Genomic DNA, 23956 nt, shown 5'->3' with positions numbered 1-23956 from the left:
TGGGTCTCTTCATCGCGAATGTCCGTCCTCGCTGGTCGGACATGGACGCGTTCGGTCACGTCAACCACGCCAACACGGTGACACTTCTGGAGGAGGCACGCGTCGAGCTGTTGTTCGGCGAGGCCACCCGGCTCGGTGCCGGTGGCATGACCAGAGGCGTGGTGGTCGCGCGGCTCGTCGTCGACTACCACGCCCCGCTGGTGGCGAACGGGACCTCGGTGCGGGTGGCGATGACCGTGCGGGAGATGCACGCCGCGTCGTTCACCCTCGACTACTCCGTCCACGGCGGACCGACCGAGGACGACATGGTGGCCGCGACCGCGCAGACACGGCTCGTGCCCTACGACACGGAGAACGGCCGGCCCCGCCGGCTGACGGAGGAGGAACGCGACTTCCTCGCGGCGTACAGGAGCAACGGTGCCTGAGCTTTCGTTCGCCGACCGGTCCGAACGCGACGACCTCGGCGCGTTCGTGGCGCGTGCGGTGCGGCTCGACGGCCAGACGGTGGTCCGGCTGCGGGACCGGGACGGCAGCCGGGTCGACGCGTGGGTCGCGACACCCTTCGACGTGCTCGCCACGAGAACGGTCCGGGGGTCGCTGCAGCCGGGCGACATGACCGTGTCCGGCAACGAGCTGCTGGCCGCGCTCGCGGTGTCGCGGGCCGACACGGTCGACCCCGGCCGGTCGATGGACATGCAGTGGCGGTCGGCGCTGCCGCCGCTCGCGCACTGGCAGGTCGTGGAGAGCCTGCCCGCGAAGGTCGTGACGGACCTGACCGACCGCGGCCTGGCCGTGGCGCGGGAGAACGTCGGCCCGAACGGCAACCCGCCCGCGTCGCTGCTCGACCAGACCGTGCTGACCGTGTCCGGCGACAAGCTGGAGGTGAAGATCCCGATGCGCTGCCTGTTCGCCATGTCGGGCATGGGTTTCCTCGGCTCCGGCGCCGACGAGCACGTCCGGGTCACGGCGACCGACGCCTGGCTGCGCATCGACGCCCGGTTCGGCGCGGTGGTGCGCAGGCGGCACGCCTTGCTGCCGTTGCTGGTCTGAGCGGAGCTTGCGGAGCGATCATCGTTGTTGAGCGGAGCTTGCGGAGCGATCATCGTTGTTGAGCGGAGCTTGCGGAGCGAACACCGTTTCTGTGGTTCCATGGCCGGGTGACAGAGGACCCCGCACGCCGTTTCCTCGACGAGACGGTGCCCAAGCACGACGAGTGGGACGGCAGGGAGCCGGAGGACGGCCCGGCGCGGCCGAGGCACGTCCAGCACCCGGCCGACCCGCTCGCGCCCCTGACGGCCAAGGAGCGGCGCGCGAACGCCCTCCGCAACGTCGCGTGGGGCGTCGGCTCGACCGCGGCGTTCGCGGCGGGGGCCGCGTTGTCGGACGACGACGCGGACACCGACATCTCACGCGACGACGGTGGCTTCGACGCGGGTGGTGACTTCGGCGAGGCGGGCAGCGGCCTCTAACGGGCCAGCCAGGCGGCCGTGTTCGGCGGCAGGCGGCGGTCGGTGAGCGGCCCGCTCGACAGCAGGATCTCACCCGCGGGCAGCGGGACCGGGGTGTCGGACGCGTTGAGGACGCAGATGAGGCCGCCGCCCTTGCGCCGGTAGGCGAAGCAGCCAGCGGGGGCGCCGTACCACTCCAGCTCGTCGCCGGTGAAGGCCGGATGGGTCCTGCGCAGCTCGATGGCCTGCCGGTACAGGGAAAGCGTCGAGTCGGCGTCCTCGAGCTGGTGCTCGACGGTCAGCTTGGCCCACTCCGGCGGCATCGGGAGCCACGGGTTCGCGCCTGGCGAGAACCCGAAAGGGGGCTCCTCGCCCTCCCATGGCAGTGGCACGCGGCAGCCGTCACGGCCGCGGATCTGGCCGCCGGAGCGGAAGAACTTCGGGTCCTGGATGGCCCAGTCGGGGACCGTGACGTTCGGGAGACCCAGCTCGGCGCCGTTGTACAGGTACACGACGCCGGGCAGGCCCAGCTCGACGAGCGCCATGGCCCTGGCGCGTTGCGCGCCGAGCGGGCCGTCGCCGTAGCGGGTGGCCTCGCGGACGACGTCGTGGTTGGACAGGGTCCACGTCGGCTGCACCCCCGCCAGCGCGGCCGTGTCCAGCGACGCGTCGATGGCTGTGCGCAGCTCGACCGCGTCGTAGCGGGCCAGCGTGAGGCGGAAGTTGAAGCCGAGGTGCAGCTCGTCCGGCCGCAGGTACAGGGCCAGCCGCTCGCTGTCGGTCACCCAGATCTCGCCGACGGCCATCGTGCCCGGGTACTCGTCGAGGACCCGGCGGGTGAGGCGGTGGATGTCGTGCACGCCGTCGTCGTCGAAGCGGGGGTCGAACAGGTCGTGCTGGCCGATCCGGTTGCCCGCACGCAGGTCCATGTCCGGCAGATCGACCGGCTTGGCCATGCCGTGCGCGACGTCGATGCGGAACCCGTCCACACCGCGGTCCAGCCAGAACCGCAGCGTGCGCTCGTAGTCCGCCCGCACGTCCGGGTGCGCCCAGTTCAGGTCCGGCTGCCGCGCGTCGAACAGGTGCAGGTACCAGTCGCCGTCGTCCAGCCGCGTCCACGCGGACCCGCCGAAGATGCTGATCCAGTTGTTCGGCGGTCCGTCGTCGCGGCCCGGCCGGAAGATGTACCGGTCTCGGGAGCCGCCGAGCCGGTCGGCGAGCGCCTCCTGGAACCAGACGTGCTGGTCACTGGTGTGGTTGGGCACCAGGTCGATCGTGACCCGGATACCGGCGTGGTGCGCCTCCGCGACGAGCCGGTCGAACGCCGCGAGGTCGCCGAACAGCGGGTCGACGTCACGCGGGTCCGACACGTCGTAGCCGTGGTCGGCCATGGGGGAGCGGAAGAACGGGGTCAGCCACAGCGCGTCGACGCCGAGCAGCTCCAGATAGCCGAGACGTTCACGGATGCCGTCGAGGTCACCGACGCCGTCACCGTCCGAGTCGGCGAAGGAGCGCACGTAGACCTGGTAGAAGGTCGCGTCCCGCCACCAGTCGGAGTTCTCCCCGGCTACCCGCACGATCGACCGCCTTGCCTGTCCTCGCCGAGGCGCTGACAGACGGCGCCGCGCGAACTACGTCCAGCTGTTCATCAGACTGTTGGCGGCCATCTCCAGGTACCCCCACAGTTGGCGACGATGGTCGTCGGACAACTCGGCCTCGTCTACCGCTATTCGCATGCATCGCAGCCAGGCGTCGCGTTCGATCGGCCCAATGGCGAACGGAGCGTGCCGCATCCGTAGCCGAGGGTGCCCGCGCTGGTCGGAGTAGGTGTGCGGGCCGCCCCAGTACTGCATCAGGAACATCCGCAGGCGCACCTCCGCGGGGCCGAGGTCCTCCTCCGGGTACAGCGGGCGCAGCACCTCGTCCTTCGCGACCTCCTCGTAGAAGCGGCCGACGATGCGGTGGAACTTCTCCTCGCCGCCGACGGCGTCGTAGAAACTGGTCACTTCCTCAGGTGTCGCCACGCCGTCCATCCTGCCATCACTCACCGGACGGGAACCCGCGGACGAGCGGTCCCTGGATGCCGGCGTCCTCGAACGCAGCGACGATCCGCGCCCGCAGCGAGCGCTGCACGGCCCACTGCCGCCCCGGCCTGACCTTGACGGTGAGCCGCAACATGATGCCCTCCGCCGCGGACACCCGCTCGACGCCCAGCACCTCCGGCGGCTCGAGCACGTCGTTGGAGACCGGTTCCTTGTCGGTCACGTCGCTCGCGACCCGCGCGATGATGTCGGTGGCCTGCTCCACGTCCGCGCCGTACCCGATCGGCACGTCCACGACCGCGACCGCGAACCCCTGGCTCGAGTTGCCGACCCGCAGGATCTCCCCGTTGCGCACGTACCAGACGGTCCCGTTCACGTCCCGCATCGTGGTGATCCGCAACCCGACGGCCTCGACCGTGCCGGACGCCTCACCGACGTCCACCACGTCACCGACGCCGTACTGGTCCTCCAGCATCATGAACACGCCGGACAGGAAGTCCTTCACGACGTTCTGCGCACCGAACCCGATGGCCACGCCGAGGATCCCTGCCGAGGCCAGCACGGGCGCGAGGTTCACACCCAGCTCGGCGAGGATCATCATGAACGCGGTCCCGAACACGACCAGCGACGCGATCGACTTGAACACCGACCCGATCGTCTTCGCCCGCAGCGCACGGCGTTCGGACAGGATCGTGCCGAGGGTCTGCGGCGCCCGCTCCCGCAGTGGCCGCAGCAGAGCAGGGAGCTTGCTCCCACCGTTGACCCTGGAGAGCCGGTCGATCAACCGTCGGATGATCGCCCGCACGACGAACGCGACGAGCAGGATGAGCAGAATCGTCAGCGGCTTGGCCACGAGCCAGTCGGCGGACGCGGCGAGCCAGTGTTTGCCGGTCAGGTTGTAGACGGCATTACACCAGTTGTCACCCGTGTCACAGGCCGGCGGCTCGATGGACAGCGAGTCCAAATCGGTCACGTGCCCGACCATAACGGCGGTGCGAAGGGCGCCCGCGAACGCCCCCGGTGATCGAAATCTCCTGACCCCACAAGGAAACCCTGGGCAGCGAAGACGACGCACGCAGTTGCGTTCCTCACATGGCCGCCCCCGTGAGAATGTCCACGAGCGGAGTCGCCGGGCGGTCGAGCAGCCGCCCGAGCCACGCAGCCCGGCGGCCGAGGCGGCCTTCGCGATGCTGGCCGAGCGCATCCACCGCGTCGCGGAGGCGGGCAGGCTGCGGGTGCCCGAGGAGCGCGCGATGGCGGTGCTCCACGCGGCGGGCCGCGGCGTGACCCTCACGCTGATCGGCGACCCGAAGGCCGACCCGGACCTGTCGGTCACCGCCCGCGAGGCCGTCCTCGCCGCCATCACCACGGACGCCCCGGCCGCGCCCGAGCCGGGGCCGGCCGCCGCGGCGGTCACGCTCCGTGCCCTGCTGTCGGAGACCGCCGCCCTGACCGAGCCCGAACGCGCGCTGATGGCCGAATGGCTGGACCGCATCGCCGAAAGGGCCCGTACCCAGCGACAACGGTGAAGGAAGGGTGACCGCCGGTGGTCAGTTTGATAACCGATCCACCACAGTGGCCGGACACGTTACACAACACACGTGCGTTCAGGGGGTGATGTGTGATCTGCTATGGCTTGCCAGCACCGGTGGAGGTGGTCGCGTGCCCGACCGACATCCGACTCCGATCGGCGCCGCCCGAGGGCCGGCGTCGCGGACCAGCCTGCGTCCGCAAGCCGATTCATCGGATGACGGCGCACCCGAGCCGGCGAGTGGTGCCCCGCCGTGGGGCAAGCGCCGGGTCCTCCTGCTCAACACCACCTTCGAGCCGCTGACCGCGCTCCCGCTGCGGCGCGCCGTCGTGCTCGTGGTGTGTGGCAAGGCCGAGGTCGTGCACGGCGACCCGAGCGGCATCGAGCTGCACTCCGCCAGCGACGCCGTCGTGGTGCCCTCGGTGATCCGCCTCGCGACCTACGTGCGCGTCCCGTACCGCGCGCGGGTGCCGCTCACGCGTGCCGGGCTCATGCACCGCGACCGGCACCGCTGCGCGTACTGCGGCAGCCGTGCCGAGACGATCGACCACGTCATCCCCCGCAGTCGCGGTGGCGAGCACACCTGGCAGAACTGCGTGGCCTGCTGCGTGAGGTGCAACCACCGCAAGGCCGACAAGCTGCTGTCCGAGCTGGGCTGGCGGCTGCGGGTCGTGCCGAGAGCGCCACGTGGGATGCACTGGCGGCTGCTCGCCGGCGTCGTGGAGACCGACCCGCAGTGGCTGCCCTACCTTGGAGAGCCGGCCGCCTGAGCGACCGGCTCGCCGCGACTCAGGACGCGGTGACCCGCGTACCGGTGGCGGTGACGCGCGTGCCTCGGGTGACCCGCGTACCGCGCGTGACGCGCGTGCCGGCGGTGACCCGGGTACCTCTCGTGACCCTCGTGCCGCGCGTGACCCGGGTGCCCGCGGTCACCCGCGTGCCCCTGGTAACCCTGGTGCCTCGGGTGACCCGCGTGCCGGCGGTGACCCGGGTGCCGCGCGTCACGCGGGTGCCGAGTAGGGCCAGCTCGTCCGAATGGGTGATGACCGTCGGGGTGTCGGTCTGCATGACGGGAACTCCTCGGCGATACAGGCACGGAGAGTGCCGGGGAAGGGAACCGCAAGGGCCGTACAGGTGAAACCTATGGCCTGAAACTGTAGTCGACAAGACATGAAGCGTGACGATGCGATGTCGGTGCGTGAGATACCGCCGTTCGATCCCGCGTTTTCGACCAACCGCATGAAACGGACGCCCGCGCACGGCCCAACGTGACTACCGGCCTCGCAGTAGCGGTCACGGGAGGTGATCTTCACTTGGCCGAGTGTCCGTACCCGCAGGGTGCTCGGTACTGTGTCGACCGTGAGTGTCGTGCAGACCATTCTCGTCTACGCGGTGATCCCGCTGGCCATCTACGGCCTGGTAGCTCTGCTGACCCTGCGGGACAAGGTCGCGCGGGCGCCGAGGTACCGGCCGGGACAGTCGTGGGACTACCCGGCGGTCTGGTGGACCGCCAACCCGGCAGGGGCCGACGCCTCCGCCGTACCCACCGGCGGCGGCAAGTCCCGCGGCACGGCCAAGGGAGGTGCACGTGGCAGCTGGTGAGGTCGTACTGCACCGCACGCCGGGCGACGTGATCGACGAGGACGTCGAACACGGCCACGCCGCCGTGGTGACCACGAGCGGCCGCATCTCGGTCGCCAGTGAGCACCGGCGGGCCAGGCCGGAGCTGCCGTTCAGCCCGGTGCAGCTCGCCCGCCTCGACGAGGCCCTGACGCTGTCCGCCCGCACCACGGGCCTCGGCTTCAGCGTCTACCTCGGCGACCTGGGCGAGGACACCCGAGCGACGGCCGAGTCCCTCCACGCCGAGTCCGGCGAGACCCCCGCGACCGCGGTGCTGCTCGCCGTGTCGCCGGGACAGCGCAAGGTCGAGATCGTGACCGGTGCCGAGTCGTCGCGCCGCCTGCCCGACCGCGCGTGCAACCTGGCCGTCATGAGCATGGTCGCGTCCTTCAAGGAGGGCGACCTGACGGGTGGCATCGTGAGCGGCCTGCGCATGCTGACCGACCAGGCGGGCACGAAGCACTAGGACCACAGACGCCAGAAGCGCCGCGCCCCCGTCGGGAGCGCGGCGCTTCCACGTCTGTCCTACTGGCCGTCGAACGCGCGTGCCGCCAGCGCACGCAGGATGCCCGCGCGCCCCTCGGTGACCAGGCGGCGCAGTGCCGGCGGGTGCGACTCGTCGGCGAGCCACTCGTCCGACGCCGCGACGGTCTCCTCGGTCACCGACCACGACGGGTACAGCCCGAGCGCCACCGGCTGGGCCCGCTCACTCGACCGCCGCGCCCACACGTCGGCGACGTCCGCGAAGTAACGCGCCACGTACGGCGTCAGCAGCGCCTTCTGCGACGGGTGCGAGAACCCCGAGATGATCGCCTCGTTGATCGCGTTCGGCAGCTCGTCGTCGTGCACGGCCCGCCGCCACGCCTCCGCCTTGACCTCCTCGGCGGGCCGTAGCGCACGCGTCCGCTCCGCCTGCCGCCGCCCGGTCGCCGTCGGATCCTCCGCCAGCGTCGCGTCGACCTCGTCGTCGGTGGCGGCGTCGTGGGCGACCAGCGCCTGCATCAGGCGCCACCGCAGGTCGGTGTCCACGACCAGGCCCTCGAGCGGCGTCGAGCCGTCCAGCCAGCCACGCAGGACCGCGACCTGGTCGGCCTCCAGCACCGCACCGGTCAGCGCGTTCACCATCGCCAGCTGCTGGTCGGACTCCGTCGCCGGGTCCGCCGCCAGCTCGAGCAGCCGGTCGGCCAGGAGCCGCCAGCCCTCGGGCACCCACGCGGGGTCGGCGTAGGAGTTGATCGCCGTCTGTGCCTGCAGCAGCAGCCGCTGCACGACGCCGACCTCGGTCTCGGCAGGCAGCCCGTGGCACACCAGCTTCACGAAGTCCCGGGCCTTCAGCTCGGCCTCGCGGGTCATCTCCCACGCCGCCGACCAGCACAGCGTGCGGGGCAGCGGCTCGTCGATGTCACCGATCCGGTCCACGAGCGTCGTGAGCGAGTCCGGGTCGAGCCGCATGGTGCAGTAGCTCAGGTCGTCGTCGTTGACCAGCACGAGCTTGCCGCGCGACACGCCGACGAGCTCCGGCACGGGCGTCTCCTGGCCGGACACGTCCAGCTCGACGCGGTGCGTGCGCACGAGCCTGCCGTCCTGGTCGTCGTACACGCCGACGGCGACCCGGTGCGTGCGCAGCTCACCGGCACCCGGCTTCGCACCGCCCTGGGTGATCGCGAAGGCCGTGAACCTGCCGTCATCGCCGACCGTGTACACGGGCCGCAGGGCGTTCAGGCCGGTCGTCTCCAGCCACTGCGCGCTCCACCACGACAGGTCCCGCCCCGACGCCTCCTCCAGCGCGGCGAGCAGGTCGGCCAGCGTGGCGTTGCCCCAGGCGTGCTTCGCGAAGTACACCCGCAGCCCGGACAGGAAGTGGTCCTGCCCCACGTACGCGACGAGCTGCTTGAGCACCGAGGCGCCCTTGGCGTAGGTGATGCCGTCGAAGTTGACCTCGACCGCCTGCAGGTCCGGGATGTCGGCGGCCACCGGGTGTGTCGAGGGCAGCTGGTCCTGCCGGTAGGCCCACGACTTCTCGATGTTCGCGAAGCTGGTCCACGCGTGCTCGTACTCGGTCGCGCCTGCCTGGGCCAGCACGCTCGCGAACGTGGCGAACGACTCGTTCAGCCACAGGTCGTTCCACCAGCGCATGGTGACCAGGTCGCCGAACCACATGTGCGCCATCTCGTGCAGCACGGTCTCGCAGCGCCGCTCGTAGGCGTAGCGGGTGACCCTGCTGCGGAAGACGTAGTCCTCGAGGAACGTCACGCAGCCCGCGTTCTCCATGGCGCCCGCGTTGAACTCCGGCACGAAGCACTGGTCGTACTTGCCGAACGGGTAGGGCACCCCGAAGCTGCGGTGGTAGAAGTCGAAGCCCTGCTTGGTCTGGGTGAACAGGCGCTCGGCGTCCATGTGCTCGGCGAGCGAGGCGCGGCAGTAGATGCCGAGCGGGATGGTCGAGTGCTGGTCGGAGTACTCGTCGAGCCACTCCGCGTAGGGCCCGGCGACCAGCGCGGTCACGTAGGTCGACATCGGCTTCGTGGTCTCGAACACGTGCCGCACCGCGCCGGAGTCCAGCTGCTCGCTCGACTCGATCGGCGCGTTGGACATGACCTTCCAGTCCTCCGGCGCGATGACCGTGAACCGGAAGGTGGCCTTGAGGTCGGGCTGGTCGAAGCAGGTGAACATGCGCTTCGCGTCGGCCGTCTCGAACTGCGTGTACAGGTAGACGCCGCCGTCCACCGGGTCGACGAACCGGTGCAGGCCCTCGCCGGTGTTCATGTACCGGCAGGTCGCGTCGACGGTCAGCTCGTTCTGCTCCGCGACCGACGGCAGCGCGATGCCCCTGTCCTCCCGGTAGCCGGACAGGTCGAGCGGCGTGCCGTTCAACGTCGCGCTCTCCACGGACGCGGCGACCAGGTCGACCCACGTGTCCGCCGCGGCCTCCCGGCTGGCGAACCGGACGGTCGTCGTCGAACGGAAGGTGGTGTCGCCGGGCTTGCCGCCGCCGTCCGTGAGGTCGAGCTCAACGTCGTAGGACGCCACGTCGAGCAGCGCGGCGCGCTGTTGTGCTTCGTCACGCGTCAGGTTGGGCGGAGCCACTGGTCACCTCAAGCTTGTTCGTACTGACAATCCTGTTCATCGCATCCAATCACCCAACGGCTCGGTTTGACCCGTCAGGAGGGAAGAACGGGAACAACTCCTCGGTTGGCAGGGATATGACTGCTCCCAGCAAACCGAAGATCGACTTCTATTTCGACCCGATGTGCCCGTTCGCCTGGATCACCTCCAGGTGGATCCTCGAGGTCGAGAAGCAGCGTGACGTGGACCTGCACTTCCGTGTGATGAGCCTCGCGGTGCTCAACGAGGGCCGCGACCTGCCCGAGGAGTACAAGCAGGCCATGACCAGGGCGTGGGGCCCGGTCCGCGTGGCCATCGCCGCCGCCCAGCAGCACGGCGCCGACGTCCTGCGCGACCTGTACACCGCCATGGGCACACGCATCCACAACCAGGGCAACAAGGACTTCGACGTGGTCATCAAGGAGTCCCTCGCCGAGGTCGGGCTGCCCGCGGAGTTGGCGGAAGCCGCCCATTCGAGTGAATATGACGAGGACCTCCGCAAGAGCCACCACGAGGGCATGGACCCGGTGGGCATGGACGTCGGCACGCCGACCATCCACGTCGACGGCGTCGCGTTCTTCGGCCCGGTGCTGAACTCGATCCCGCGTGGCGAGGACGCCCTGAAGGTGTTCGACGGCACGGTCGCCCTCGCGAGCTTCTCCAACTTCTTCGAACTGAAGCGGACCAGGACCGGCGAGCTGTCCTTCGACTGAGTCCTCGTGATGTGACAGGCTGGGAGCCGAATTCCCCGAGCGCGTCACATCTACGGAGGACCGATGGCCGCCCCCACCGTCAGCACCGCCCACTTCGTCAACGGCACGTTCACCGACGATGCGGGCGAGCGCATCGACGTCGTCAACCCGGCGACGGAGGAGGTCATCGCATCGGTCCCCGCAGGCACGCCGGAGGACGCCGACGCGGCGGTACGTGCCGCCGCGTCGGCCTTCGAGGCGTGGGCCGCCACCCCGCTGGGCGACCGCGTCGCGGCGGTCCGGCGGATCAACGACGGGCTCAAGGCGCGTGCAGGCGAGCTGGCGGAGACGATCGTCGCCGAGGTGGGCACACCCATCGTGTTCGCGTCGAAGGTGCAGGTCGTGAACCCGGTGGGCATCACTGAGGGGGTGCTCGCCGAGGTCGAGGCCGGTGCGTTCGACCCGGTCACGGTCGGCAACTCGACGATCGTGCGTGAGCCGATCGGCGTCGTCGCGGCCATCACGCCGTGGAACTTCCCGCTGCAGCAGATGGTCGCGAAGGTGACGCCAGCGCTGGTCGCGGGCAACACGGTCGTGCTCAAGCCCAGCGAGGTCGCGCCGCTGACCGCGGCCCTGCTGGCCCAGATCATCGCCGAGGCCGACCTGCCCCCGGGCGTGTTCAACATGGTCCACGGCACGGGCCCGGTCGTCGGCGAGGCGCTGGCCGCGCACCCGCTCGTCGACATGGTGTCGTTCACCGGCTCCACCCGAGCGGGCCGCCGCGTGGCCGCGGTGGGTGCCGAGACGGTCAAGAAGGTCGCGCTGGAGCTTGGCGGCAAGTCCGCGTCGGTCGTGCTGGACGACGCCGACCTCTCGCGCGCCGTCAAGATCACCGTGGCCAACTGCTTCATGAACAACGGCCAGGCGTGCAGTGCGCTGACCAGGCTGCTCGTCCCGGTCGGCCGCCACGACGAGGCCGTCGAGGTCGCGGCGGCCGCCGCCGCGAAGTACGTGCCCGGCGACCCGTCGCAGGAGTCGACCAGGATCGGCCCGTCGGTCTCGGCCGCGCAGCGCGACCGGGTCGTGGAGTACATCAGGAAGGGTGTCGAGGAGGGCGCCACGCTCGCCGCCGGTGGCCCCGAGCCGGTCGACGGTGTCGGCTACTTCGTCCGCCCGACCGTCTTCGGCGACGTCACGCCGGACATGACCATCGCGCAGGAGGAGATCTTCGGCCCGGTCCTGGTGGTCATGCCCTACGAGGACGAGGCCGACGCCATCCGCATCGCCAACGGTACCCAGTACGGGCTGGCTGCGGCCGTCTTCGGCGCGGACGTCGACCGCGCCCGTTCGGTGGCCGGGAAGCTGCGGGCCGGTCAGGTGGACATCAACGGCGCCGCGTTCAACACGGCGGCCCCGTTCGGCGGCTTCAAGCAGTCCGGCAACGGCCGCGAGTTCGGCCGGTACGGCCTCGAGGAGTTCACCGAGCTGAAGTCGGTGCAGGCCTAGAAGACGCCCCTGGCGATCTCGTCGCGCTGTCTTCGCACGAAGTCGGCGTCGACGGGATCGCCATGCCCGGGCACGACGATCTCGGGGTTCAGGTCGAGGATCGCGTCGAGTGCAGCGGGCCAGTCGGACGCGTGCGCGTCGGGCCCCACGGACGGCGGCGCGCCCTGCTCGACGAGGTCGCCCGCGAACACCACGTCGACGTCCGGGACGTGCACGAACACGTCGTGGTCGGTGTGCGCAGGGCCCGGGTGGACGAGCGTGACCGCGCGTCCGCCCAGGTCGAGCTGCACCGACGACGTGATCACCTCCATCGGCGCCACGAGCTTGGCCGTCGCGAGCCGTTCGGCCTGCTCGGCCTTGCCCTCGGACCGGAACCGCGCCGCCCACGCGCGGCGCTGCAGGTCACCGCCCGCGAGGATCTCCGCCCGGCACCGCTCGTGTGCGATCACCGAGGCGGGCAGGAACGCCTTGGTGCCGAAGAAGTGGTCGAAGTGGGCGTGTGTGATGACCACCGTCCAGGGCAGCGGCGTGACGAACCGCACCGCTGCCGCCATCGACGCCCCGTGCACCTCGTCGGTGCCGGTGTCGATGACGAGGCAGTGCGTGTCGCCCACGACGAGCCCGAGCGTCTGGTCCAGCTCGACGTACCGGCGCGCGAACACGCCGTCGCCGACCTCGATCCATCGCCCACTCATGCCGCCGCCTCACCCGCTCCGTGGCGTCGGAACGCTCCGCAGGCTCCGCTCCACCGCCGCCCCGCGCGGGCTCCGCAGCGGCGTGAACAGCGATGATCCGCTCCGCAGGCTCCGCTCATGCTTGGTATACACCCGCCTTCAGGACAGGCACAGTGTCGCTGACGTCCACCACTGACGCGAGCGCGACGTCGGTGGCCACCCCGGCACCCGCCAGCTCCCGCCCGGAGATGGCGTCGGCCAGCAGCGCCCGGACAGGGGCCGCCCGGTAGGCGAGCGACGCCAGCGTCGCCTCCGGTGACGGCGCGACCCGCCCGGTGATCGCCGCCACGATCGCGCCCGCGCCGAGGTAGTCCTCGATCGCGGGCCGCAGGGGCAGGCCGTCGGTCCGCCACCGTTCCCCGGCGGGTATCACCCCGATGGGACGGTCCCCGGCCAGCTCGACAGCCCTGGCGGCCACGGCGGAGGCGTTGCGCAGGCAGCCGGCGAGCACGGTGGCGCCCGAGCCGGCCGCGGCGGCGGAGAGGTGGGCGCCGTTGGCCGAGGTGATGCCGAGGAAGGTCCCGGCAGGCACGCGACCGTCGAGCGAGGAGGGCCGCAGCGTCCAGCCCTTCGTGTCCGACGCGGTGGGCACGTCGTCCTGGTAGGTCAGGCCGGTCGGGGTGAGCGTGGCGCCCGCGGCGGCGGCCGCCTCGGCCGCGCGTTCGTCCCGCCAGGGCAGCGGCAGTACTCGCGCCCCCTGACTGACGGCCACGTCCACGGTGGTGGTGAAGACCAGTACGTCGACGATGACCAGCACCGCGCAGTGGGGACCGAGCGCGTGCACACCGTCCAGGCCCCACTCGACACGAAGGTCGAATCCGTCCTGTTCGAAGACCGTCACCGGGCACATGCTTCCAGAACTGGCAGAATGCGCGACGTGCGTGTCTACCTGGGTTCCGACCACGCCGGCTTCGAGCTGAAGGCGCATCTGGTCAAGCACCTGACCGCGGCTGGTCACGACGTCGTCGACGTGGGCCCCGCGGCCTACGACGCGATGGACGACTACCCGCCCTACTGCGTGGAAACAGCCCGCCGGGTACTGGCGGACGAGGGCAGCCTCGGCGTGGTGATCGGCGGCTCCGGCAACGGGGAGCAGATCGCGGCCAACAAGGTCCCCGGCATCCGGGCGGCCCTGGCCTACAACCTGGAGACGGCACAGCTGGGCCGGGCCCACAACGACGCACAGGTGGTGGCCGTGGGCGGCCGGATGCACACGCTGGAGGAGGGCACGGCGATCGTGGACACGTTCCTCGCCACCCCGTTCTCCGGCGACGAACGGCACGCCAGGCGTATCCGGATGCTGGTCGACTACGAGCGCACGGGCACGCCGCCCGCCCTGCCTGCCTGATGCCCGAGGGACACACACTCCATCGCCTGGCGCGGCTGCACCAGAAGTACTACGGCAAGCGTCCTGTGCGGGTGTCGAGCCCGCAGGGCCGGTTCCCGGCGGCGCTCGTGGACGGCCGGGTGCTGACGAGGGCGGAGGCGTACGGAAAGCACCTGTTCCACGTGTACGCGCCGGACGCGATCGTCCACGTGCACCTGGGCCTGTACGGCACGTTCACCGACGCCCCGCTGCCGCCGACGCTGCCGGTCGGCCAGGTGAGGATGCGGATGGTGGGCGAGACCCACTGGACCGATCTCCGGGGTCCCACCCGCTGTGAGGTGCTGAACGCGGCGGAACGTGCGGAGCTGCTGGCCAGGCTCGGCCCGGACCCGTTGCGCCGCAACGCGGACCCGGCGGCGGCCTACACGAGGATCACGAGGTCGAAGCTGCCGGTGGCGGCCCTGCTGATGGAGCAGAAGGTGCTGGCCGGGGTGGGCAACGTGTACCGGGCGGAGCTGCTGTTCCGCCACCGGGTGAACCCGCGGACCCTGGGCACGTCGGTCACCGAGGCGCAGTGGTCGGCGATGTGGACCGACCTGGTGGGCCTGATGAAGGACGGCGTGAAGAAGGGCCGGATCGACACGGTCCGCGACGAGCACCTGCCGCACGTGACCGGCAGGGCCCCGCGAGTGGACCGCCACGGCGGCGAGGTCTACGTCTACCGCCGCACGGACCAGCCGTGCCTGATCTGCGGCACCCCGGTCCGCAAGGCGGAGCTGGCGGCCCGCAACCTGTACTGGTGCCCAACCTGCCAAGCCTGAGCCCGCCCTGACCCGCCCCCTGTGACATGAAGGACTCCTTCGTGTCACAGGGCGTCACGAAGGAGTCCTTCATTACGTTGGCGGCCGGTCAGAAGCCGCCGAAGTCGCCGCCCCCGAAGTCTCCGCCGCCGAAGTCCCCGCCACCGCCCCAGTCGCCACCGCCGCCGTAGTCGCCGCCGTAATCCCCGCCGTAGTCGCCACCACCGTCACCGCCACCATCGCCGTAGTCCCCGCCGCCATCGCCCCCGTTGTCCATGGCGTCGGCCTGACCGGCGTCGTATCCGGACTCCCATGCCTGCGAGTCCGGGATGCCGTACATACCGCTGAACATGGCGCTGAACAGGAACGCCGAACCGAGCCCCCAGGCGCCGGCGACGAGCGCGGGCTTCCACCACGGCTCGCTGTACCAGCCCTGCGGCACCGGCCGCCCGGCGACTCGACCGCCGGGGTAGTAGTAGGGCGTGCCGTCACCCGGGTTGGGCGAGGCCTGGAAGTCGCGACCCTCGACGTTGACCCGACGGTCCTCGGTGACCTTGCCCGCACGCTCCCGGCCGGCGTCGTCCGGCAGGTCGGGCCCAGGGTCGAGCCCCATGGCGAGCCGTGCGGCGCGCACGTAGTACAGCCCCTCCATCGCGGTGTCCTTGACGAGCCGAGCCTGCTCGGCCGTGGTCGCCTGCTCCATCTGCGAGCCTGCCGCGTTGTACCGCTCGGACGCGTCGGCGAGGGCCTGCTTGGACGCCTCGTTGGTGCCGTCCAGGTTCATGACCTGGCCGCCGAGACGCTCCACCCAACGGCGGGCGTCGGCTTTGGCGTCCTCGAGCCGCTGCTGCTTGGCGGTGGCCGAGTTCTTCATGTAGGTCGCGCCAAGTGCCACGACGGCGAGCACCAGCACCACGACGATGATCGTCCCGGCCATCCCACACACACCTTCCGAAAGAAAATGCACTTACCCGGACAACGGGGACGCTACGCCGTGAGTTCCGGAGTAACGCTGTCGCACAGGAGTGGTCTGACCTATGGTGTCGACCATGGTGTTGCCGAGAGGAGTCGACGCACCACTGCTGGTACGCGACGCCACGACCGACGACGCTGCCGCAGTGGGCGAGGTCCACGCAGAGGCCTGGCGCGTGGCCCACAGGGACCTGGTCGACGGCCGCTGGCTGGCGAAGCTGGTCGAGGACCGAAGAACCTGCTGGCCAGAGGTGATGAAGACACGCCAGTACGCGAGGAACACGCTCCTGGTGGCCGAACGCGGCCACCGGGTCGTGGCCTTCGTCTACTTCGGCCCACATCCGGAAGGCATGCCGGACGCGGAGATCTACGACCTGTACGCCCACCCCAGCGTCTGGGGCACAGGTGTGGCGTGGACGCTGATGGACGCGGCCTGGGACCAGCTACGCGAGGCGAGGTTCCGCCGAGCGAAGGCATGGACGATGACAGGCGCCAACCGAGCAAGACACTTCTACGAGTCCTTCGGCTTCGAACAGACGGAGCGAAGACGAGAACACGACTTCGGCGACGGCAGACCGGTACTGGAGGTCGAGTACCTACGCGCTACCAGATAGTCCAGCCCGGATGTCGTCCGGCATGGCCTTGGGGACGAGCGTGGCAGGATCCACGAAGACGTGCCGGATCTCCCCGTCAGCGATGAGCCGGTCCCCGACCCGGAACGAGGGCGTGACGACGAGGCTGGTGGTCCCGAGATGCTTGACAGCCATGGCGATGTCAAGCTCGTCGTCGAACCGAGCGGCGGCACGGTACCGAATGGTGGCCTCGGCGACGACGACGTCAACCCCACGCTGAACCATCTCGTGGTAGGCGCCGATCCGATCGCGCCAGAGCTCGTTGAGGGCGACGTCGTAGTAGAAGAGATAGTGCCCGTTGAACACGACTCCCTGCTGGTCACACTCGCTGTACCGAACCCGTAACCGATGGACGAAGACGCTCACCGCTCACCCCCGGCCAACCGGGCGAGCCGAGCGGCCACCTGAGGCGCAACCTGCCCGAACACGACCCCGGCCCGCATGACGGGATCGGCAACGTCCACTTCGGCCCGATCGTTGCGCACAGCCTTGACGACCGCGGCAGCAACGTCAGCAGGCACACGAGGCCGAAACCCAGCAGGCAGGGCAACCCCGTCCCTACCCAGGTCAGGCTCACCAATGGGGCCGGTGTTCACACAGGAGACACCAACCCCAAGCCCAACCCAGTCCTGCCGAAGCCCAAGAGCAAACCCACGAACCCCGAACCGGGTGGCGTCGGCAAGGGGAGCACCGGCAGCAGCACTCTTGCCGACAAGGGATGAGACGAACACAACATGCCCGCCTCCACGAGCGACCATCCGCTCCCCAAGCATCCGAGCAAGAGCAAGAGGCGCCCGAAGATTGACCTCGATCACCCGATCGAGCTGCTCGAGCGAGTGATCGGTCAACTCCCCAACCCCGGCGACCCCAGCCCCGGCGACGAACACGTCAACGTCCCCACACTCGCCGACAAGCCGATCGATGTCACTCCGCACAGCCAGGTCGGCAACGATCGCGTGCCCCGAGACGTCCCGAGCGAGAACATCCAGCACGTCGCCCCGCCGGCCGGTAACCACGAGTTGGCACCCCTCATCAGCCAACCGCCGCACAACGGCCTGGCCCAGCGGCCCGGTAGCCCCAGTAACGAGCACACGCCGTCCACGAAGTTCCATGCCCGGATGGTAGTCGGCACAGGCAGGCCGAACCGCGCCCCACCTCGCGGAACGCAGTGCTTCGGTCAACTCTGCGTGATGATCACGTCAAGCCCGTTGTCGGGGTGGTAGGTCCAGGAAGCGTCGAACTCACCCCAGGACGCGGACACCATCCCGTCCAGGGCGCGGGTGTTGTTCATCTTCGCGACAACGGACTGGGGTGTGTCCAGCCCGTCGAGAAGACAGGCAAGCCCGGCCAGGTCAACTGACCCAGACCCAGGCTCCTCGCCCAGGCTGTCGATGACGAGGGTGTGGTCGTCGTCATCGAGGTCACCACTGTGACATTCCGTGAACACCCGCCGAAGCTCGGTGCCCTTGTCGACCGGCGGGGCAGCAACCCCGAAGACCGTCCCAGGCGTCGTGTCGCCGCGCTGCTGGGTCAAAGCAAGAGTGACCCCGACGACAGCCCCAACAGCAACAACAATAGCGACGACCCACGGCCAACGCCGACTCCTGGAAGGCGCAGCCTCCGGATAGAACGACTGCTGAAATTCTTGCGGTAGCTGGTTCATGGTGAAGGTGTCGCTTGTAGACGAGAGCGCGTATCACTCGTCCAGGACCATCTTCGAGAACAAAGATGTAACACCGACCCCAGAAGGATCAAAACGAGTCGAAGAAGATGCAAGGCGAAGCCCCAGGCGCACAAGCACCTTTGGTGAACTCGCCGAACTCCACGCGGTGAGGAACCTCGGATGCCTGCCTGCGGGCAGGTAGGATCAACCTTCCAATGATCGCGACCTTCATGCTGGAGCACCCGGCGCTGATGCCGGTGGTGATGGCGCTGATCGCCGTCATCTGTGTCATCGCGGGCTACCTGCTGGTGCGCGCCCGCTACAGCCACCAGATCCTGTGGACGCTGGCGGGCCTGTCGCTGCTGCCGGTCGTCGTGATGACATTGAACCCGACGGCGGGCCGAAGCTTCGTGTTCTGCGTGGTCCAGTTCTCGATGCCATCGCCACGTGCGGTAGAGCTACTAGCCAACGTCGCACTGTTCTTGCCGCTGGTCTACTTCGCAACACTGGCAACCCGAAAACCACTGCTGGTGTTGGCGTCAGGAACATTCCTGTCCGCAGGGATAGAGGTCGTACAGGGCCTGATCCCCGCCATAGGAAGATCCTGCGACACAAACGACTGGGCGATGAACACGGCGGGCGCGGTCATCGCCGTCCTCCTGGCGAGCGCCACAATCACAGTAACCAAGCGAAGGCAGAGGGAGCTGACCAGTAAACCGCTAAACGACCATTAGGCTCCACCAGTGGACTGGGCACACGACGATTCCCTGAGCGAAACATCGCGCTGATGATAGGCGAACCGAACGGTCCACAAGTGAGACGGTGGAACCGAGTGGACCCATGGACGGACGGCTCGGTGCAGATCTGCGTCCAGCTGACACTGACCGGCGACGAAGAGACGTTGCAGCGACAGCCCACGGCCTCAGGGTAGGAGTGGCCGGGGAGCACCTGAGCACATTCCTGGACCAACTGGCGGCAGACTTCGCCGGGTGGGAGAACGTGCGCACGTGGCAGACCTGGTCCCGCGACCTCAGCGTGGAGCAGTACACGCCAAAGGCGGCTACACGGATCTGACCTGGACGCTGCGCTAATCCCCACACAGCTGGCGAGGCCAATGGAGCGCCTCGGCCAGAGTACGAATCGAGGCGGGAGAACAGATGCGCACCCCTGGCCGCGGCCAGGTATCGCTTCCTGCATGCAGTGTGACCTGGGCTTTCGCTCCTGAAGCGGGTAATGAGAATTGACCTGCATGGCCAGCTTGGAAGATCAGCACGAGATCTCCGGCCCGACGTCGCAACCCTCTGACCAGCGCAAACGCAAAGGTCCTAGCCGCTGGGACCCCTGATTTGACCCCTATTGACCATGAGAAGGGGCACGCGGGGGGCACGAAATTCACCACGCGCTGAGCGACGTGACCAGGCGCAATGGACCCTACCTCGGCGCCTACACCCCGCCGTACCCCTCGCCCTGGCCATCTCTAGCGCCGGGACGCCGGTGTCAAGGATGGCGAAGCCACCGCGTCAGCGGCGCGCATGCGTCCTTGATGCCGGTGTCCCGGTGTTAGACGCTCAGGGGCTGCTGAGGGGGCGGCCCACCGTGACTGATGTCGGAGAGCTGGGAGTCTCCGCCCCACCCACCACAGCGAATACCGCCATCGGCGAAGTCGAGTTCGAGTGGCCACACGCCCGGTCTACGGATCGTGCTCCTCCCGAACGGCGAGGTTGGTACTCCCTAGGCGCCGGGCGAAAGGAGTGGCGTCCCCAACCGGACTGACCGAGACGAATCCATGCTCGCCCATGTCGTATCCGTCGACGGGCGCACCCTCGTCATCGAGCAGGCACCAATCCGCGGGAATGGTGATGTGGGTGGCAGCGCCCCCGCCGTCGATGAGCCACACGTCGAGAGGCCCGCCGACCGGCTTCCCAGGGAAGTGGTGCCAGGTGGCGACTACAGGGACCAGCTGGCAGCCAACCAGCCGTTGAGGATCGATCCGAGGGCCGTGCAGACGACACGCCGACGGCTTCACTTCCCCATGCCCGAGCCGTACGTGCGCAGCAAGGATCGGTTCACCTGGTTATGCGTTCTAGAGGCGCCATCCATGTCACGTTTATGTCCACTTTTGCTGCGGAAACGTCCCGGTCTGGCCTCGTGCCGTCACACAAACGGGTGAATCCTGGCCTGGGGGCCTAAAGCTCCACATAAGACCGACACACTCGGGCTAAAACCGACGATGAGTTCGGTATGAGCAACGATCACCGGCGCCGCCGGTGGCGCCGGTGGCGCTCCCGTCGCGAGTGCATGGGCTGCGCCGCGCAGGCCGGGCGGCGTGAGCGGAGCGGAAGCCGCCCGTGCCGCGATGGATGCGGGCCACGTCACCAACGCGACCGGCCAACCGCGCCGCCGACGGCGGCGCGTCTTGATCCCATAGAGCTAAATTCGACAGACTGTGAACTCAATGACGGTCAGCTAGACAATCAGTCGGAGCTCGTAGCGCCCCTTGAGAAAGTGGAGTTGTGTTGATTGACACGTTGGAAGACCTTGCTAGCGTCCTGTCGGCGGCTTCTGCGCAACCTACGAAGACAGACGAGGAAGTCAAGGCCATCAGTGTCTCCCCTCGTGCGCCCGAGGGGTATGTTTGGCCCCGTCTACGAGGATGGGAAGGAGAAGTCGACGCTAGCGTAGTTGTCATCGAGGCGGCGGGCGCCGTCGGCAAGTCTGCTGCTGCTTTGGCGCTCGCAGAAAGAGTGAAGTGGCCACTAGTTGACGCCGCAAAGGCGCAGGTTGGCTCATATTCCCTAACTGGCTTGATCCAAGATGCATTTGGTTTTGATTCGCCCTTCCTGCCGGAGGTCTCCAGAGGTAGCACGGGAGTTATCGTAGATGCTCTTGATGAAGCTCACCTTAAGGCTGGAACGACTAACTTCGAAGCGTTTCTGGACAACGTGAGGAAGCTTGCCGGTTCGGGTCGAATATCCCGGCGGCCAAATATAATTCTGTTTAGCCGTCCAGACACTGCGAACCTTGTGAGAACGTATTTTACAGAACATGCCACGTCGATAGCGACTGCAACAATAGAGTTTTTCACCTATCGTCAGGCATGCGACTACATTACTTCGTACTTGAACGTGCAAGATAGCGTGCATCACGGCAGCGGTCGGTTCTATGATGTGGCAAGAAAACATCCGGGGCCATTCGCCGCGATGCGCGACAAACGAATTAGAGAAGTCGCGTCAGCATTGACTTCATCGGTCGTGAAGGAGCCTTCTGAACGTTGGGAGGAATTGAGTAGTTTTCTTGGTTATGCGCCGGTTCTCTCCGTGCTTGCGGAGTACCTAGCGGTGGCCAACCCACAGAAGGAGCAAGGTGATAACCGATCATTTCGAGCTACGCCAGCCAAGGTTCTTCTGGAGATCATTGAGAACATATTGGTTCGTGAGCAGAAGAAGTTTACAGATCAAGTGGTGCCCCAATTGCGCGCCAAGCTTCCCGCTAATGATGACTGGGACAATTTTGCAAGAATGTATGCGCCGGAAGAGCAGGGAATCCGCTTGGTGGCGCGTAGCGGTAGACTTGCGTTGGCCACACCTTTTCCTGTCGATATTCCAAGTAGTATCCGCGCGGAGTATGATTCTTTCACTGAATTGCAGATCGCAGACCATCCTTTCTTGGTCGAACGGGAGGCCGTTAATGTTGTATTTGCCGACTACATTCGCGCGAAGGCTGCGGTAGACGTAGCGGTTCGTGTCGTGCTCGATCGTGAGCCGATAAGTCACGTAACATCTGTTGGACCATTCTTCTATCAGTTTGTACATGAATTTGCACCGAGAATAGCTGATGATATCGCGCAGCTTCGTGAGAATCTTGTCGTGTGGATTTTGGATTCCTACAGTCAGTCTTTTATTCCGTATGGTGAACGGATGGCGTTCTTCTTCCAGCAAGACACGTGGGCTCGTGTTATCCTTGTCGAAACTCGTGGTAAAGAATTCCGAATTATTCTGGAATTTGATGTTGTAGAGCTTTCTGGGTTCCTTGAAATCAGAGATAACTTGCGGAGGGTGTATATTAATACTGATGCGGGAGTGGGATTTTTGGGCGCTCGTGATCGGTTTACAATCGGCCCTAGTGTGACCGTTCGATGCAATGAGCTGATGATTGATGTCGGTAGCCTTTCTGTCGACCCAATCGGAGAACCCAGCATTCTCGCAGTGAAGACAATCGAGGTGCGAAAGAATCTGAATATTGATAGCCCCAAGGTGGGAGCTCTCCGAGTAGTAGGCAGACATCCCGTCTCCGCCTTCATTCCGTATTTGGTTGATGAGTCTGAAGCTGGAGAGGTTATTGATTGGTACGGGTTCTTGACGTTGCGTTCGCTATTGCGACGATTTAGTCAGGGGCTCGGTCCAATGCCGAGCGTTTACGCTGATCTTTTGGATCAGCGCGTAGTCAAAGATAACGTCCACCGGAAGCGTTTCCTTGCGCGTCTGTGTGAATTGGGCGTTATTGATCGCGCCCCCAATCACTATTATTTAAACACTACTGTACTGTCGCATTACGGAATTAGTTTACAGGATATTTTAAGTGGTAGCCCAACCGACGGTATTTCGAAGCTTATAACTGTGCTTAACCGAAAGGGAGATCAGGGGCGAAGATAATTATTGATCCAAGTCTTAGCGTTTCGAAGGTGGGAGTTTGTTGTCAAAGTGACTTTGGGTAAATTATAGATGGTCGAATTAGGCGGGTGGATGATCGACTAAGGCCAGCGCATGACCTATCGGTCTACGGCGGTGATCGGCTGCCGGTGTGGGACGGGAAGCAGTTCGTGGACCCGGACACCCGCGTGCCGCTGACCGTGTGGGCTGATGCGCTCGAGGCGGTGGAGGAGCCGGCGCACGTGTCGACGTTCGGGCGGCAGGTGCATTCCAAGGGCATCCTCGGCGGCTCGGAGGAGTCCGGGCGGCACATCGGCTACCTGACGAAGTACCTGACCAAGTCGCTCGGCGAGATCGTGGAGGCGGACTCCGACCGTCAGCGGCGGCACCACGACCGGCTGCATGCCGAGTTGTCCCTGACGCCGTGCTCGCCCCGGTGCGCGGTCTGGCTGCTTTATGGCGTCCAACCGCTTGGAACGAGCAGTAAGACATCGCCCGGTCACTGTAAGGCGCGGGCACACCGCCGCACGACGCTCGGGCTTCCGGGTCGGCGGGTGCTGGTCTCGCGGAAGTGGTCGGGCAAGACGCTCGCCGACCACCGGGCGGACCGGCGGGCCTTCGTGCTCCAGGCGCTCGCCGACATCGGGATCGAGAAGACGGTTGAGGAGCCTCGGCGGCTGGTTTGGCACAAGGTCCAGCCCGGTGACCCCAACGTCCCGCCTCGGGCGCACCTGCTCATGCACGCGATCGCTGAGCGGATCCGATGGCGGGCTGAGTACGACAAGGCGTTACTCGCGGCCGGGGAAGTTTCGGCAACTCGGTCAGCGGCGTAGAGGGGGAGCGAAGTGAAGAAGTGCTACACGGTGGAAGAGGCGGCCGAGTACCTCGGCACGGGCGTCCGGTTCGTGCGCCGGCTGATCGCGGAGCGGCGGATTCCGTTCCACAAGGTCGGTAAGTACGTGCGGCTCGACATCGATGACCTGGAGGCTTTCGCCAGTGCGGGGCGTGTGGAGGCGTTCGATCGGGCTTCGGTGCGGCGGTATGTGCGGAGGGCGTCATGAGTGTGCGGCGTCGGTTCGGAAGAGTTCGGCAACTTCCCTCCGGGCGGTGGCAGGCGCGGTATCCGGGGCCGGACGGTGTGCTTCGCAACGCTCCGGAGACCTTCACTCGGAGGGGTGACGCTGAACGGTGGCTGTCGGCGGCCGAGACGGACCTCGGGCGTGGGGACTGGGCTG

At 67.4% G+C, this 23956-nt stretch carries 28 protein-coding genes and 1 pseudogene; 18 read left to right on the top strand and 11 right to left on the bottom strand.

The features are described from left to right. Nucleotides 1–41 precede the first annotated feature (41 nt). From CLV71_RS43765 to CLV71_RS43755, 3 genes are all read left to right on the top strand, one after another. Nucleotides 42–425, top strand: a complete 384-nt coding sequence (locus CLV71_RS43765; RefSeq protein ID WP_243867377.1) for an acyl-CoA thioesterase — start codon at nucleotides 42–44, stop codon at nucleotides 423–425. Beyond that, nucleotides 418–1050 (top strand): DUF8010 domain-containing protein, encoded by a 633-nt coding sequence (locus CLV71_RS43760; protein WP_133908873.1) that lies wholly within the window; start codon nucleotides 418–420, stop codon nucleotides 1048–1050. The genes CLV71_RS43765 and CLV71_RS43760 overlap by 8 nt, the downstream gene beginning before the upstream one ends. A gap of 107 nt (nucleotides 1051–1157) precedes the next feature. Beyond that, on the top strand, nucleotides 1158–1469 hold the full coding sequence (locus tag CLV71_RS43755) for a hypothetical protein (protein WP_133908872.1): 312 nt from the start codon (nucleotides 1158–1160) through the stop codon (nucleotides 1467–1469). Here the strand turns inward: CLV71_RS43755 and CLV71_RS43750 are convergent. Genes CLV71_RS43750 through CLV71_RS43740 form a run of 3 tightly spaced genes read right to left on the bottom strand, consistent with a single transcriptional unit; the run spans nucleotide 1466 to nucleotide 4454 of the window. Beyond that, nucleotides 1466–3025, bottom strand: a complete 1560-nt coding sequence (locus CLV71_RS43750; RefSeq protein WP_133908871.1) for a glycoside hydrolase family 13 protein — start codon at nucleotides 3023–3025, stop codon at nucleotides 1466–1468. The two genes, CLV71_RS43755 and CLV71_RS43750, sit on opposite strands and share 4 nt — an antisense overlap. Before the next feature lie 54 nt (nucleotides 3026–3079). Further along, the gene (locus CLV71_RS43745; protein ID WP_133908895.1) at nucleotides 3080–3481 is read right to left on the bottom strand and encodes a globin; all 402 of its coding nucleotides are present in this window, start codon (nucleotides 3479–3481) and stop codon (nucleotides 3080–3082) included. 7 nt (nucleotides 3482–3488) lie between these two features. Beyond that, nucleotides 3489–4454 (bottom strand): mechanosensitive ion channel family protein, encoded by a 966-nt coding sequence (locus CLV71_RS43740; protein ID WP_243867382.1) that lies wholly within the window; start codon nucleotides 4452–4454, stop codon nucleotides 3489–3491. Between the two features lie 115 nt (nucleotides 4455–4569). Between CLV71_RS43740 and CLV71_RS43735 the strand changes: the two genes are divergently transcribed. Both CLV71_RS43735 and CLV71_RS43730 read left to right on the top strand, forming a co-directional pair. Further along, nucleotides 4570–5019, top strand: coding sequence for a hypothetical protein (locus tag CLV71_RS43735; RefSeq protein WP_208298018.1), 450 nt, complete (start codon nucleotides 4570–4572; stop codon nucleotides 5017–5019). A 133-nt stretch (nucleotides 5020–5152) separates the two neighbouring features. After that, the gene (locus tag CLV71_RS43730) at nucleotides 5153–5791 is read left to right on the top strand and encodes an HNH endonuclease (protein WP_208298017.1); all 639 of its coding nucleotides are present in this window, start codon (nucleotides 5153–5155) and stop codon (nucleotides 5789–5791) included. Nucleotides 5792–5810: 19 nt separating this feature from the next. Here the strand turns inward: CLV71_RS43730 and CLV71_RS43725 are convergent, their stop codons facing one another. Beyond that, complete coding sequence (locus tag CLV71_RS43725; RefSeq protein ID WP_133908868.1) at nucleotides 5811–6089, bottom strand: hypothetical protein; 279 nt, start codon at nucleotides 6087–6089, stop codon at nucleotides 5811–5813. 291 nt (nucleotides 6090–6380) lie between these two features. On the opposite strand from CLV71_RS43725, the gene ctaJ reads away from it, so the two are divergent. Next, nucleotides 6381–6623, top strand: a complete 243-nt coding sequence (gene ctaJ, locus CLV71_RS43720) for an aa3-type cytochrome oxidase subunit CtaJ (protein WP_133908867.1) — start codon at nucleotides 6381–6383, stop codon at nucleotides 6621–6623. Further along, entirely contained in the window at nucleotides 6610–7107 is a 498-nt protein-coding gene (locus CLV71_RS43715) for a DUF5130 family protein (protein WP_133908866.1), read from the top strand. Before ctaJ ends, CLV71_RS43715 begins: the two co-directional genes overlap by 14 nt. 59 nt (nucleotides 7108–7166) lie before the next feature. Here the strand turns inward: CLV71_RS43715 and pepN are convergent, their stop codons facing one another. Beyond that, on the bottom strand, nucleotides 7167–9728 hold the full coding sequence (pepN, locus tag CLV71_RS43710; RefSeq protein ID WP_133908865.1) for an aminopeptidase N: 2562 nt from the start codon (nucleotides 9726–9728) through the stop codon (nucleotides 7167–7169). A 116-nt stretch (nucleotides 9729–9844) separates the two neighbouring features. On the opposite strand from pepN, the gene CLV71_RS43705 reads away from it, so the two are divergent. Beyond that, complete coding sequence (locus tag CLV71_RS43705) at nucleotides 9845–10459, top strand: DsbA family oxidoreductase (RefSeq protein ID WP_133908864.1); 615 nt, start codon at nucleotides 9845–9847, stop codon at nucleotides 10457–10459. Nucleotides 10460–10522: 63 nt separating this feature from the next. Further along, a complete protein-coding gene (locus CLV71_RS43700; RefSeq protein ID WP_133908863.1) occupies nucleotides 10523–11944 on the top strand; it encodes an aldehyde dehydrogenase family protein in 1422 nt (473 codons plus the stop codon). Here CLV71_RS43700 and CLV71_RS43695 read toward each other — a convergent pair. Continuing rightward, complete coding sequence (locus tag CLV71_RS43695; RefSeq protein WP_133908862.1) at nucleotides 11941–12639, bottom strand: MBL fold metallo-hydrolase; 699 nt, start codon at nucleotides 12637–12639, stop codon at nucleotides 11941–11943. The genes CLV71_RS43700 and CLV71_RS43695 overlap by 4 nt on opposite strands. A 115-nt stretch (nucleotides 12640–12754) precedes the next feature. Beyond that, entirely contained in the window at nucleotides 12755–13528 is a 774-nt protein-coding gene (locus CLV71_RS43690; RefSeq protein ID WP_243867375.1) for a 2-phosphosulfolactate phosphatase, read from the bottom strand. Between the two features lie 27 nt (nucleotides 13529–13555). Between CLV71_RS43690 and CLV71_RS43685 the strand changes: the two genes are divergently transcribed. Both CLV71_RS43685 and CLV71_RS43680 read left to right on the top strand, forming a co-directional pair. After that, nucleotides 13556–14026 carry a ribose-5-phosphate isomerase gene (locus CLV71_RS43685; RefSeq protein ID WP_208298016.1) on the top strand — a complete coding sequence of 157 codons (471 nt, stop codon included), beginning with the start codon at nucleotides 13556–13558 and terminating at the stop codon, nucleotides 14024–14026. Continuing rightward, nucleotides 14026–14826 (top strand): Fpg/Nei family DNA glycosylase, encoded by an 801-nt coding sequence (locus CLV71_RS43680; protein ID WP_133908859.1) that lies wholly within the window; start codon nucleotides 14026–14028, stop codon nucleotides 14824–14826. The genes CLV71_RS43685 and CLV71_RS43680 overlap by 1 nt, the downstream gene beginning before the upstream one ends. A gap of 88 nt (nucleotides 14827–14914) precedes the next feature. Here CLV71_RS43680 and CLV71_RS48965 read toward each other — a convergent pair whose 3' ends face one another. Then, complete coding sequence (locus CLV71_RS48965) at nucleotides 14915–15742, bottom strand: hypothetical protein (RefSeq protein WP_208298015.1); 828 nt, start codon at nucleotides 15740–15742, stop codon at nucleotides 14915–14917. A 112-nt stretch (nucleotides 15743–15854) separates the two neighbouring features. Here CLV71_RS48965 and CLV71_RS43670 point away from each other — a divergent pair, with 112 nt between their 5' ends. Further along, entirely contained in the window at nucleotides 15855–16391 is a 537-nt protein-coding gene (locus CLV71_RS43670) for a GNAT family N-acetyltransferase (RefSeq protein ID WP_166664497.1), read from the top strand. On the opposite strand, the gene CLV71_RS43665 is transcribed toward CLV71_RS43670, so the two are convergent. The 3 genes from CLV71_RS43665 to CLV71_RS43655 all read right to left on the bottom strand — a co-directional run bounded on the left by CLV71_RS43665 (nucleotide 16374) and on the right by CLV71_RS43655 (nucleotide 18072). Further along, the gene (locus CLV71_RS43665; RefSeq protein ID WP_133908857.1) at nucleotides 16374–16775 is read right to left on the bottom strand and encodes an acyl-CoA thioesterase; all 402 of its coding nucleotides are present in this window, start codon (nucleotides 16773–16775) and stop codon (nucleotides 16374–16376) included. The two genes, CLV71_RS43670 and CLV71_RS43665, sit on opposite strands and share 18 nt — an antisense overlap. Continuing rightward, nucleotides 16772–17521, bottom strand: coding sequence for an SDR family NAD(P)-dependent oxidoreductase (locus CLV71_RS43660; RefSeq protein WP_133908856.1), 750 nt, complete (start codon nucleotides 17519–17521; stop codon nucleotides 16772–16774). The genes CLV71_RS43665 and CLV71_RS43660 overlap by 4 nt, the downstream gene beginning before the upstream one ends. Before the next feature lie 65 nt (nucleotides 17522–17586). Continuing rightward, nucleotides 17587–18072 (bottom strand): hypothetical protein, encoded by a 486-nt coding sequence (locus tag CLV71_RS43655; protein ID WP_133908855.1) that lies wholly within the window; start codon nucleotides 18070–18072, stop codon nucleotides 17587–17589. Nucleotides 18073–18287: 215 nt separating this feature from the next. Between CLV71_RS43655 and CLV71_RS43650 the strand changes: the two genes are divergently transcribed. From CLV71_RS43650 to CLV71_RS50890, 6 genes and pseudogenes are all read left to right on the top strand, one after another. Further along, nucleotides 18288–18806 carry a VanZ family protein gene (locus CLV71_RS43650; protein WP_133908854.1) on the top strand — a complete coding sequence of 173 codons (519 nt, stop codon included), beginning with the start codon at nucleotides 18288–18290 and terminating at the stop codon, nucleotides 18804–18806. 106 nt (nucleotides 18807–18912) lie between these two features. Next, nucleotides 18913–19146, top strand: coding sequence for a DUF6228 family protein (locus CLV71_RS50840; protein WP_424923960.1), 234 nt, complete (start codon nucleotides 18913–18915; stop codon nucleotides 19144–19146). A gap of 1439 nt (nucleotides 19147–20585) precedes the next feature. Further along, nucleotides 20586–22724, top strand: coding sequence for a hypothetical protein (locus CLV71_RS43640; RefSeq protein ID WP_133908853.1), 2139 nt, complete (start codon nucleotides 20586–20588; stop codon nucleotides 22722–22724). Between the two features lie 62 nt (nucleotides 22725–22786). Continuing rightward, a complete protein-coding gene (locus tag CLV71_RS43635; RefSeq protein ID WP_341771718.1) occupies nucleotides 22787–23554 on the top strand; it encodes a replication initiator in 768 nt (255 codons plus the stop codon). A 30-nt stretch (nucleotides 23555–23584) separates the two neighbouring features. Next, nucleotides 23585–23782, top strand: a complete 198-nt coding sequence (locus CLV71_RS43630) for an excisionase family DNA-binding protein (RefSeq protein ID WP_133908852.1) — start codon at nucleotides 23585–23587, stop codon at nucleotides 23780–23782. Further along, nucleotides 23779–23925, top strand: a pseudogene (locus CLV71_RS50890) (hypothetical protein); the annotation flags it as partial. The gene CLV71_RS43630 and the pseudogene CLV71_RS50890, both read left to right, overlap by 4 nt. Between the last annotated feature and the right edge of the window lie 31 nt (nucleotides 23926–23956).

It is taken from the genome of Actinophytocola oryzae (assembly GCF_004364325.1).
Lineage (GTDB): Bacteria > Actinomycetota > Actinomycetes > Mycobacteriales > Pseudonocardiaceae > Actinophytocola > Actinophytocola oryzae.
This window is presented reverse-complemented; position numbering and strand designations above follow the sequence as displayed.